The sequence below is a fragment of the Pedobacter sp. GQ55 genome, from assembly GCF_059758925.1.
Map to the genome: position 1 here is coordinate 302,880 of NZ_JCAXEI010000004.1, position 11,780 is coordinate 314,659.

7 protein-coding genes are annotated in these 11,780 nt (G+C 39.3%); all 7 read right to left on the bottom strand.

The annotated features are described in order from the left end of the window. Positions 1 to 26 precede the first annotated feature (26 nt). The 7 genes from AC6CH7_RS13980 to AC6CH7_RS14010 all read right to left on the bottom strand — a co-directional run bounded on the left by AC6CH7_RS13980 (position 27) and on the right by AC6CH7_RS14010 (position 11,761). A complete protein-coding gene (locus AC6CH7_RS13980) occupies positions 27 to 992 on the bottom strand; it encodes a discoidin domain-containing protein (RefSeq protein ID WP_498263329.1) in 966 nt (321 codons plus the stop codon). Between the two features lie 36 nt (positions 993 to 1,028). After that, a complete protein-coding gene (locus AC6CH7_RS13985) occupies positions 1,029 to 2,921 on the bottom strand; it encodes a RagB/SusD family nutrient uptake outer membrane protein (RefSeq protein WP_498263330.1) in 1,893 nt (630 codons plus the stop codon). Between the two features lie 6 nt (positions 2,922 to 2,927). Continuing rightward, positions 2,928 to 6,017 (bottom strand): SusC/RagA family TonB-linked outer membrane protein, encoded by a 3,090-nt coding sequence (locus AC6CH7_RS13990; protein WP_498263331.1) that lies wholly within the window; start codon positions 6,015 to 6,017, stop codon positions 2,928 to 2,930. A 542-nt stretch (positions 6,018 to 6,559) separates the two neighbouring features. Beyond that, positions 6,560 to 7,816, bottom strand: a complete 1,257-nt coding sequence (locus AC6CH7_RS13995) for a YeiH family protein (protein WP_498263332.1) — start codon at positions 7,814 to 7,816, stop codon at positions 6,560 to 6,562. Positions 7,817 to 7,855: 39 nt separating this feature from the next. Continuing rightward, positions 7,856 to 9,289: a phytoene desaturase family protein gene (locus tag AC6CH7_RS14000; RefSeq protein WP_498263333.1), complete on the bottom strand. Its 1,434-nt coding sequence runs from the start codon at positions 9,287 to 9,289 to the stop codon at positions 7,856 to 7,858. A 6-nt stretch (positions 9,290 to 9,295) separates the two neighbouring features. Then, positions 9,296 to 10,228 carry a TIGR01777 family oxidoreductase gene (locus AC6CH7_RS14005; RefSeq protein ID WP_498263334.1) on the bottom strand — a complete coding sequence of 311 codons (933 nt, stop codon included), beginning with the start codon at positions 10,226 to 10,228 and terminating at the stop codon, positions 9,296 to 9,298. A 12-nt stretch (positions 10,229 to 10,240) separates the two neighbouring features. Continuing rightward, a complete protein-coding gene (locus AC6CH7_RS14010; RefSeq protein ID WP_498263335.1) occupies positions 10,241 to 11,761 on the bottom strand; it encodes a hypothetical protein in 1,521 nt (506 codons plus the stop codon). Between the last annotated feature and the right edge of the window lie 19 nt (positions 11,762 to 11,780).

Sequence of the window (11,780 nt, forward strand, 5' to 3'; positions counted from 1 at the left end):
TTAAGAGGGTTAATATGCCGTATCAATTAATACGTATAGACACTAAACTCCGCAAGATGAGTCGACTTTTGCTTCCCTTCGAGCATGGTTAATTTTATGTGTTTATACCAATTGTGCTCAACCGGATATTCCTGAGCTTGTTTTACAGCCGGATTAAACACTAAATTATCACCAATAACTGTCCAGGTTGTGCCGTCTACACTTGCTTCAAGTTTAAAATTTGTAAAGCCGTTTGAATTGTTTTGACGAGGTGTCAGTGCAATTTTTGTAACGTAAGTAGAATCGACCATATCAAATGCTAGCCAATGTGGAAATGGTGGTTCCGCACTTGACCACGATGAGTGCCAGAAGGTATTAATATCTCCATCAATAACAGCTGCCACGCGGCCATTTGTAGCACCTTCTCCGCTCAATTCCTCAGTACTGGCAGTTACCTTCCATTTACCTCTGGAAGTTACTTTGTCTACCAGTTTAGGAACCACTATTAAAATTGTTTTTACGGTAGGATTAATTGTATAGCCTGAAGCATCAGTTATACTAATTGGTAAAAGATAATCCTTTTCTGTATCGAATTTCTTTGAGAAATATTTGACATTAACCAGTTCTGAAGATACTTCTCCTTTAGGAATAGTTAGATCTGTGCGATCTATATTATAGGCATCAGCTGGGAACTTTTGATAAAGAGGTAAGGCAGAATTGCTGCGTATCACATTTATACTATCAAAAGCCCTGTCGTCTATTGCCATTTTAACGCGAATTGGGCTTGCGGGTAAACCTAGAGCACCAAAGCCTACACCAAAACTAATGGAGCGTGCATCATCTGTAAACGGAAAGATCTGAAGTTCCTGCAAACCGCGGTTTGCCTTTGCTAAAAAAACCTGCGCACCATTTTTAGAGTCTGTCTCTTCGTCAAATACATTATTCTGCTTGCAGCCAAAGAATATACCTAGGCCCAGAACAATAAGTATGTTATATTTTATTTTTGTATTCATAATTTCTAATGTAGTGAAGTCTAAAATTCTACTTAGCTAGTAACCAGGGAATTGCACTAAAAGCTTATTCCTATCCATCTCGTTTTGTCCATATGGGAAGAAATAGTATTTCCTTTGCCACGTTTTTCTTATTGTTGCAACTGTACGCACATGGAATGCCGGGTCAGATAGGGAAGTACCTGCATCTATATTCATTCCGTACATTGCTCCACCTTGATTGGAGCCTGGCTTATCAGCTATTTTCCAACGACGCACATCAAAATAGCGCATACCTGCTTCATAGCATAATTCAATTCTTCTTTCCAAACGAATTTCCTTGCGCATTTCATCCTGACTAAGCGCTCCTGCTAGCGCTGGAAGGCCTCCCCTAACACGAATCTCATTTAAATATTTCAATATATCGGAGTTACCAGGTTCGGCTTCATTTAGTGCCTCCGCATAGTTTAAATACAATTCAGCTAAACGGATCAGCATAGCCGGTCTGTCGTTAGTTACCGAAGGATTAAAGTTAATGTTAGGTATAATGTTTTTGCGGGCTGTATAACCTGTTTTAGGCCAGTCGCGGGCATTACCATCTTTACCTGAGCTACCCGTTTTAAAGAATTCAACTCTTGAGTTGTTTTCTGTAGGTGTGTTTGCTTTTGCAACTCCCGGATTTACTGCGCCGTTGAAGGTAACATCAACATAAAAACGTGCTTCTCTGTTGCGGTACATTTGGTTGGTTCCGGCAACATACAGAGTTGTTGTTTTAGAGCCTGTTCCAATAATACCTTCGGTATTTGGATAGGTATTTTCATTGTAACTTGGGTTTCCGGCTATCGAAGAACCATCTTTCATTCTAAAATCATCTACCAGGCTTTGTAATACCCCCATTCCATTCCATGCACCACCAGAGATAGAGCGTGGACAAGAGTGACGTTCCCAGCTTCCGTTCTCATCAGACGCACTTCTCAACCAGATACCCTCTGTTTTCCATCCATCCCAGAACATGTTTCTGCACGACAAATAAGCCGCCCTAAATGGATCATCATCTGCAACCTTAAATAATCCTTTGCCATTGGTGATAGCCATGTCAATAGCAACTTTGGACGCATCTGCCGCTTTTTTCCAGCGTGTAGCATCGTAACTCTGATTAAATAGCTGCTTGCCATCAAAGTTTTTGAAATCGCCAAGTTCTGTATTACCATTAAACAAAGGGCTTGCATGGTACAGCAAAATCTGGGACTCGACGGATGAAACAATTAACTTATTGATTCTACCTGTTTGTGCAGGATCCAATTCAGTTGAACTTCCTACTGCATAGTTTTGCAAAGGCACGTCTGCTTTGGCAATGGCCATTTCAGCAAGTACAAAATTCACACACTCATCCCATGAGCTTCTTGGAATTTGGAAATCATCTTTTATACTTGCTGATTTTAAGGGCATTAATACCACCGGTCCTAATTCTTTCATCATTAACCAATAATAATAGGCTCTCATAAACCGGGCTTCGCCTTTATATTGTTTAATTAGTTCTGCTCCGTTAGGCAAAGCAAGAATCTCCTTATTGTTATCAATCTTTTCCAAAAAGATAGAAGCAAGGCGGATTTTCTCATAATATGCGGAAAAGTTTGATGGTGAAGCATCTGCAGTAATTGCTCCGTTATTAATTGATGGTGCTGTCCCTACCCCCCAGTTAGCAAATTCTATTTCATCACTTATACCCATATATTGATAGGTATATGGAGCGGCCCAAATGTCTGGAATAGAACTATACAAGCCGGCTAACCAGCGCTCTGTTTGACCTCTATTTTCGAATATATTATCAACAGTGATAATATTATCAGGTATATTATCAAAATATCCCTTTTTGCAACCCGCAGGTGCAAGCATTACCAGGCAAATAACACCTACCAACGCTTTTCTAATATTTTTATGTTTTAAAGTCATGATCTGTTATTGAAAGTTTGCACGTAAACCAAGGTTATAAGTAGTGATGTTTGGATATGAAGCACCCCTTGCATCACCGAGTTCCGGATCCCAGAATTTCCATTTAGAGAAGGTGATCAGGTTTGTACCATTTGCATATATTCTTAGACGCTTGATGGCAATTTTTTCAAGAAATTTTTTGGTAAAGGTAAAACCAACCTCTGCACTCTTTAAGCGGATATAATCTGCTCTTTTAATCCACCAGGTACTGGTGTTATAATTAGAGGTAATATCCTGACTGGTTGACATTCTTGGATAAAATGGTCGTTTGTTAGGATTATCAGGAGTCCAGCGGTCCATTGCATATTCATACATGTTTCCGAAGGTTGCTCCATTTGAAAACGGTTGTGTGGCAAAACCACTTGCATAATTAAAATCAACCAGTCCCGAACCCTGGAAAAACAAGCTCATATCAAATCCTCTATAGCCACCACCAAAACTAAGCCCGTAAACTACACGGGGAACGTTTCCATAACCTATAGCCGTTTGATCATTTGAATTGATGATACCATCGCCATTTAAATCTTTATAACGAATATCACCCGGTCTAACATCCCCTGCCTGAACCGCCGCATTGGCTATCTCATCTTCACTTTGAAACAAACCGGTTGCGACGTATCCAAAACGCTGACTGATAGATTGTCCAATACGATTTAGGTAATCATATCTCCATGGTGGCAAGCCGTCAAATTCTGCTAAGTTTTTATTGGTATTAAAGGTTCCTCTAAAAGAAAAGAAGTTTTCTTTAGTCCAGTTTTTGGTATAGTTTAAAGTGACATCAATTCCTTTATTGTTGGTAATACCAATGTTTCCGTAAGGAATATTGCCACTGGTAAAACCAGAGTTGTACGGAATTACATAGTTAGGCAATAAAATTCCTGTACGTCTTTCTTTAAACAATTCGACAATGAGCTGAAGGTCATCTTTAAGGAAATTTAATTCGACACCTAAGTTTTGACGACGAGCTGTTTCCCACTGTACATCTCCACCAATACGGCTTTCGACATATCCGGTATTTTCTCTTAGCTGACCAGGCTCACCAAAAGTATAGTCGCCGCCGCTTCCAATTGTCGTTAAATAAAGAAAGCGCAGCGCATTGTTATTAACGGCCGAATTACCTGATAAACCATAGGTATAGCGCAGTTTAAAATGTGAAATAACATCCTTAACTGACTCAAAGAACTTTTCGTTTGACACTACCCAGCCTGCTCCAATTGAAGGAAAAAGACCGAAACGACGGGAAGGCACAAAGTTGTCTGACCCAGAGTATCCGAAGTTACCTTCGATAAAATACTTGTTCATATAACCATACGTTGCCCTACCTACTACATTGCGCTGACGATAGGGAATGGCCTTGGTCCAGTTATCTATTCCACTTAAACCACTTCTGTAATCTGATTGATTAAATAACAACAATCCAGAAATATCGTGGTCACCGAATTTTCCTGTATAATTTAAAGATGTTTCTGTGTAAAATCTTCTATCGCTTTCATTACTCATTCCGAAAGCAAGGTCACTGCTTCCAGGAGTTGAAATAGTGCTAACAAGATTCCCGTCTGAATCTCTGGCCGTAGCATAGTATGTTTGCAGTGTTCTGAAACGACGCTGGGTATTAATCCCCTTAAAATCAAAGGCAAACATGGTAGATGCAGACAAACCTTTTACTAAAAAATTCAGATCCTGAGTTACCCTGATGTTTGACCTAACAGTATTGTTATAAGCGTTAGAAACACCGGACTGAGTTAAATACATCCACGGACTTGCTCCGGTTCCTGTTAATTGTGGCCATTGTCCGTTTGAATAACGGATTGGAATAACATGAGGTGATGTTTGAGTAGCAATATTAAAAATTGCATCAATACCATAATTGGGTTGATTAACATTGGTTATGAATCCATTGACACCTAAATCGAGTTTAGTGGTTTTGGTTAAATTTACACCGACATTACTGGTAAAGTTAAACCTGTCGAGTTTTAAGTCAGAGTTGTACGCCTGAGTTTCATCACGCTTAAACTGGCCCTGTTCTCCAAAATATCCGGCTGAGATGTAATATGTTGCACTTTCAGAACCTCCACCAACATTTAATGTAGCACGATGATTATAACCAAAATCATTGAACAACTCGTCATACCAGTTTACATTTGGATATAAATCAGGATCTTCCCCACTAGCGTGTTTAGCAATACGTTCTGCTGAATATAAAGGGGTTCTACCACGCATAGTTAAACCTTCATTATATAATGACATAAATCCTGGTGCATCTAAAAACTTAGGCAATTCGGTAAATTGGCTTGCAGCCTGATTAAACTCTGCATTTATGCTTGGTTTTCCAATCTTGCCTTTTTTGGTATTGATCAGGATAACACCATTAGCTCCCCTGGTTCCATAAACAGCAGTTGCTGAGGCATCTTTTAGCACAGTAAAATTTTCGATATCCTCCGGATCTATATTTGAAATGTCCCTATCTGGAACTCCGTCAACAACTAACAGAGGCCCTTGCGGGCTCGAGGCAAAGGTTGCAATACCCCTGATAAAGATATTAGAGCCGTCAAATCCGGGGGCTCCACCGCGTTGAGTGGCAACAACCCCGGCTAATCTACCAGCTAAAGCACTGGTTAGATCTCTAACCGGAAGCTTTAGTTCTTCGGGCCTTATAGTTACCTGCGACCCCACTACACTGGCTTTCTTTTGTTTACCAAAACCTACAATGGCAACCTCTTGTAGACCACCATCCATTGGTTCCATAATCACATCCAGATCAAGCCTGTTTCTTACCGGGATTTTTTGCTTGTTATAACCAACAGATGAGAATTCAAGGGTATCTGATGGGTTTACTTCGATTGAATATTTACCATTGTTATTTGTAGCTGTTCCATTTTTAGTACCTAGTACTCTTATTGAAACACCTGGCAAAGGCATTGCCAAATTATCTTTTACAGTACCCGATACTTTAAGTTTGGGTTCAGTTTGGGCTGTGGCATCGGAGATAAAAACTGCTCCGGAAAAAAGCCAAAGAAGTCCCCCTACGCCTATTAAGCGTAAAATTTTTGCATTCATACAATTGTAAGGTTGGTTTGTTTGTTAAAATTGGTTTGGTTGATCATTTACCAGAATTGACAAATGATATTGTCCCTGGCATCTTACTTTAAGATCCAAAGAGGATACAGAGAATTAATATAGTTTCATATTTAGCTAGTATTAGGTTAACAATAGGGTTAGCGTATTCCGGATACTTGTGTTAAGTTATACATAACAGCCACAAAATAATATCTGGGCCCAGTTTAATATCATGCAAACGTTTGCGTATGTAAATAAACCATCAGAATAGGGGCAAAAAATTATCTATGTTAACGATGCAAAAACCAAACAATCCTTTTCAGTGGATCTAAAACACTAAATACTAATGGGAATTAGGTTGATTGATCAATAGAAATACTGAACAAACGTTTGTTTTATCTTGATAATACGTTTTATCAATTGATAAACATTTATGATTAAAGGTAATTTTATTAATAGAATCCACATATATTACCAAATAGCCTGCAGATATTAACCGCAGGCTATTGAATAAATTAATCATAAGAAAATAGTTAAATTTCTTACTTAAAAAGTATGAATGCAATAATTAAAGTCACGATAATATTAAAACCTTGTGCAATTAAAAAGGCATAGAAAGGTTTTTTACTGTTTTTACCGAACAGATCCGCAAAGTTGGTTTCTAATCCGATACTGGTAAAGGCCAATACAAACCAAAGCCCCTGTAAGTTCTTTAAGCTACCCTTAACTTCTGCATTTACTTCTGGTGTAATGAAGAAAGAAAATAATAGTGATGCTGCGATAAAACCGATCACAAATTTGGGAAAACGCTCCCAAATCACCCTAAGTGTCGGCTTAGTTTCTTTATCTTTCCCGGCAGGATGTTGTGTATATGTCCAGTATACAGAAATCGCAAATGCTGCAATACCTAATAAAACATTCTGAGAAAACTTAACAATAGTACTGATTTTTAGCGCTTCCTCTCCTACCAAAGAACCTGATGCAACTACTGCTCCGGTGGTATCTATACTACCACCTAACCATGCACCCGTAACTGCCTGTGGGAAATGAAAGTAGGCTGCAATATACGGCATAAAGATCATCATAGGTATGGCTGTAATAAGCACCATAGATATCACATAAGATAGTTTTTTTGAATCGCCTTTAATGGCCCCTGATGTTGCTATTGCTGCTGATACGCCGCAAATAGATACTGCACTGGAAATCATCATGGTTAGCTCCTCATCTATCTTCATTTTTTTACATAGCCAAAATGCGAAATACCAAACAGAAAGCACTACTACCAAGGCTTGGATTAGGCCCAGAGAGCCCGCTTTTAATACATCTGAAAAGATTACACTTGTACCCAATAGTACCAATCCTATTTTAACAAATAGCTCGGTAGATAAAGATGATTTAAACCATTCCGGTAACTTAAAAAAGTTACTGATTGCCAAACCAATAGCCAGGCTAAAAATAACAGCTTCCAAATTCAATGCCTTAACCTGGCTATTGCCTGCAAGCACAAGTGCTATCATGGTCAAAACGTATACAGATGGAAAAGTTAGCACAGCACTTTTAACAGATTTACCCGTTAAAAAAGAACCTAATGCTGCTATAATGATTACCAATATAAATTGTAATCCAATATACCCCAGGTTAGCAGCAGTTAGTACCGATGAGGTAAGATCAGCAATGCTAGCCCAGTTAAATGCTGGCACTGGCAATAGCAGTCCGGAAAGCGTTAAAATAATTGTTAGTGCTCCCAGGATGACTACTACCCAATCTTCATGAATGTTTAGTTTTTTAATTTCTGACATTAGAATTTAGTTTGATTTGTGTATTGTATTTGTTTTGTTTTAAATTGAGATGGAAAAAATGTCTTTTAAAGCACGTTTTGCAGCATGATAGCCACACATTCCATGTACCCCTCCTCCTGGAGGAGTGGATGAGGAACACAGATATAACCCCTTAGCAGAAGTTCTATAAGGTGAACTTCGTAAAGCCGGTCGCGTAAAAATCTGACCAAGGTCGATTACACCACCATTAATATCTCCTCCTATATAATTTGGATTGTAAGCCTCCATCTGTGCGGTGTTCATGGTATGCTTTGCTAATATCCTATCCCTGAAACCAGGAGCAAAGCGCTCTATTTGTTTTTCAATAGTTTCAGTCATGTCTGTTACCGATCCATTTGGCACATGACAGTAGGCCCATGCTGTATGTTTCCCTTCCGGAGCCCTGGATGTATCAAATAAACTTTGCTGCCCAAGTAATACAAAAGGTTTGTCGGCATGTTTCCCCTGCCAGCTAAGCTTTTCAGATAAGGTAATTTCTTCCAGCGTATTGCCAATGTGTACTGTTCCTGCGCGGCGCGCCTCTTTCGCAGTAAAGGGAATGGCTTCATCTAAAGCCCAGTCAACTTTAAAAACACCCATTCCGTAACGATATCTTTCCAATTGCCATTTATAAATGGAAGAAAACTTATGACCAGCTATTTGCAGCAATTGCTTAGGTGTTACATCAAATAATACCGTTCTGGAAGAAGGCAATTCATCTAAAGATTTTATAAAACGTCCGGTTTCTATTTTACCTCCTAAAGCAATAAAATAAGACGACAATGCATTCGCGATTTCTTTAGATCCCCCTACGGGAACAGGCCATCCTTTTAGATGTGCCGCAGCCATTAACACTAGTCCTATTGCCGATGTGGTTAAGTTAGACAGCGGTTGAATGGAGTGTGCTGCCATTCCTGCCCATAATCCCCTTGCAGCTGTGGTTTTAAATCTTTTAGCTAAAAAAGTTGCCGATGTAAGCGCATTTAATCCAAATTTAGCCATAGCAACGGGGTGTTTAGGGAAATGCAAGGGACCTAGAACATCAGCTGCTATATCCGGCCAGTCTTTAACTAGGGGCTTTAATAATTTAAGATAGGCTTGCTCATCGTCGCCAAGTAATCTTGCAGTTTCTTCAATGGAACTACCCAGGACAGCCGCTGTGCCGTCATCAAATGGATGAGCAGCAGCAAGATCTGGAAATGTATAAAACAATCCATAATCCTGAAGTGGGAGTGTATTAAAAAACGGCGAGCCAATTGCAAGAGGATGAATAGCAGAACAAACATCATGCACAAAGCCAGGTAAGGTAAGTTCGGCAGACCTCAATCCGCCACCAATCTCATTCTTTCCCTCTATAATCAATACCGACAGGCCTTCCTGTTGTAATGCTATGGCAGCCGCTAAACCATTTGGCCCTGAACCAACCACTACTGCATCAAAATCTGGTTTTCCCACTATAATTTATTTCTTACTTAATGATAATTTATTTTCGTTTAACAACCTTACTACTGCATCGTGAAGGTAGGGATATTTGAATTTAAATCCATTCTTTTCCAAAATGGACGATACCACTCTTCTTCCTGAAAGGACAAGTTCTGCCTCCGTACCGATAAAAACAGCACCTATTTTTATAAATATAGCGGGGTTTGGTAACCCAAAGGGGATGTGAACGGATTGTCTGATTGTTTTCATAAATTCTTTATTAGTTACCGGAAAAGGGCTGGCAGCATGAATAATTCCTTTAACCTCAGCCTCTAAGATTGTATATCTTATCAGATCCGTGAAATCCTGCTCATGTATCCAGGTCATATATTGGTTACCTGTGCCTATTTTGCCGCCCAGTCCAAACTTAGCCATATTCAGGAATGGTTTTAAAATGCCACCATTTTGTTGCAAAACCATTCCTATTCTTAAAAACACTTTTCGTGTTTTCGGCGCATCATATTTAGTAAAAGCTTTCTCCCAGGCCTTACAGACTTCCGGAGAAAAACCATTTCCTGTAACTGAATCTTCAACTTTCACTTCATCGCCAGAATTTCCAAAAATAGCTGCAGAACCAGCATTAATCCATACTTCAGGTGGCTTATTCAATTCTCCTATTGCCTTTCCAATAATTAATGTTGCATCCACCCTCGAGTTAATGATTTCCTGTTTATTAGCATTTGTGTAACGACAGTTTACAGATCGCCCTACCAGATTAATTATGGCCTTGCTACCTTCCAGTTCCTTGGTCCAATTGCCTATGTTTTTGGCATCCCAAAGCACATATCGGATATGCTGTTCATCCTTCCTTACCGTTCTGGTCAGCACAACAATTTCATGATCAGGGAAAGCTTTTATTAACGCGGACCCTAAAAAACCTGTCCCACCGGCTATAATTATTTTGTTACTCATTGAATTCAAGGTTTAATATTCCTTTACTGAACTGTATCGACCTTCAACCAAGGGATACCTTTTATCAGATCTATCTAGCACTACATAAATAGAATCTCTAAATTCATTAATTCCGTTAAGAATAATTCTATTTGTCGTGGGCCTGCTGTAATGTAACACTTGTGTTTCTTCTTTATGATTCTTGTTTTTGTTCTGCAAATAAAGGATGTGGTTTACTGTATCTGCTTTATAGAAAAAGTACCTACGTTCTCCGGCCATGCCACCAACTTCCCATCTGGTTACTCCAAGGTCACGGTTTTTCTTTAGCTTATCTAATTGATCAGAATCTTGAGTATTCACCTGATTAAGTTTATTGTTCTTTTTATCATTCTTTACACGGAGCGGGGAATAGCCAATCATGCGGTCGGCAATGGCACCACGATTGGTTTTATAGCTTAATGACGACCAACCTTCAAATGTTGCATCTTGCCAGCGAATGGAGTCTTGAGGAGTAAAAGGAACTACCTTGTTATTTAACCTGTATTCTGTTACGCTATAATAACCTTTTGCTCCTGCTAAGCCGGGAGTGCTGGGAATGTTATAATTGTTTCCGTTAAAAAAACCATAGGCCCACAAACCCGCTGCAACTGGTACAAATAAGAAATTAAAGGTCCATTTTACACCTGCGGCAAGATTGCGCTGCCATTTTTCGGAGATGACCGGCTGATATCTGTATGGCAGAATATCTTTTTCATTTACCAGCAGGTTCCAGATTTTAGGCAAATCGTACCACACTATAAATATACCAATAATGGCAAAATAAGCGGCGGGCACTGCTACTCCAGCATCATAAGCATGGTTTGCAATACAGATGTTAAAAGTTACCACAGCCGCTAGTGCTGCTCCCAAGGGAGAAGTTTTTCTATTTAACAGCAAAAGTCCGGGAATGATTTCGGCAAATCCAAGGAATACAGTGTACCAGAAAGAAACACCAACATGCGACCAGTATAACTTTTTCTCTGCCATATCGATAAATGGCGTATTTAACATCCCTACTGTAGGGAAAACCATTTGCATTGGGAAAGCTTTCTTTAATCCCCATCCAATCATCCCATATGCCAGGCGATAGCGGGCAAGTACCCTGATCCAATAATAAAGCTTACTATATCCTGTTGATTTCTTATCAAGAGCAGTCCAGATCAATCCTCCGGCAACAGATCCTGCAAATAGCAGAATCAAGTTAATATAGTTTAGGAGTCCAAACACCCCTTCTTCGGATTCTATAGTTACAATCTGTGGGGGCCAGAACGCAACTATGGCTTGAAAATCATGATAGGTGATCTTTGAAAATTTCAAAGCAAAAAGCTCCTCATAGAACTTTGGATAAGTAGGAATACACAAAAAAAGCATATATAAAAACCCTATCCGAAATGCTATTTTCTGATAGTTCTTCCACTTGCCGGTTTTAGGCGATTCTTTAACTACTTCCTGCTCTTGTTTGTTTACTCCTGCTATATCTACAGGGGCATCCAGATTTATCTCTAATGTGGACATTTTAATTTCTTTTAAGTGA

What these genes read in the sequence shown, in the direction of transcription:
- AC6CH7_RS14010 (WP_498263335.1), bottom strand. Translation starts at nt 11,761, where the DNA reads ATGTCCACATTAGAGATAAATCTGGATGCCCCTGTAGATATAGCAGGA.
- AC6CH7_RS13985 (WP_498263330.1), bottom strand. Translation starts at nt 2,921, where the DNA reads ATGACTTTAAAACATAAAAATATTAGAAAAGCGTTGGTAGGTGTTATT.
- AC6CH7_RS13995 (WP_498263332.1), bottom strand. Translation starts at nt 7,816, where the DNA reads ATGTCAGAAATTAAAAAACTAAACATTCATGAAGATTGGGTAGTAGTC.
- AC6CH7_RS13980 (WP_498263329.1), bottom strand. Translation starts at nt 992, where the DNA reads ATGAATACAAAAATAAAATATAACATACTTATTGTTCTGGGCCTAGGT.
- AC6CH7_RS14005 (WP_498263334.1), bottom strand. Translation starts at nt 10,228, where the DNA reads ATGAGTAACAAAATAATTATAGCCGGTGGGACAGGTTTTTTAGGGTCC.
- AC6CH7_RS13990 (WP_498263331.1), bottom strand. Translation starts at nt 6,017, where the DNA reads ATGAATGCAAAAATTTTACGCTTAATAGGCGTAGGGGGACTTCTTTGG.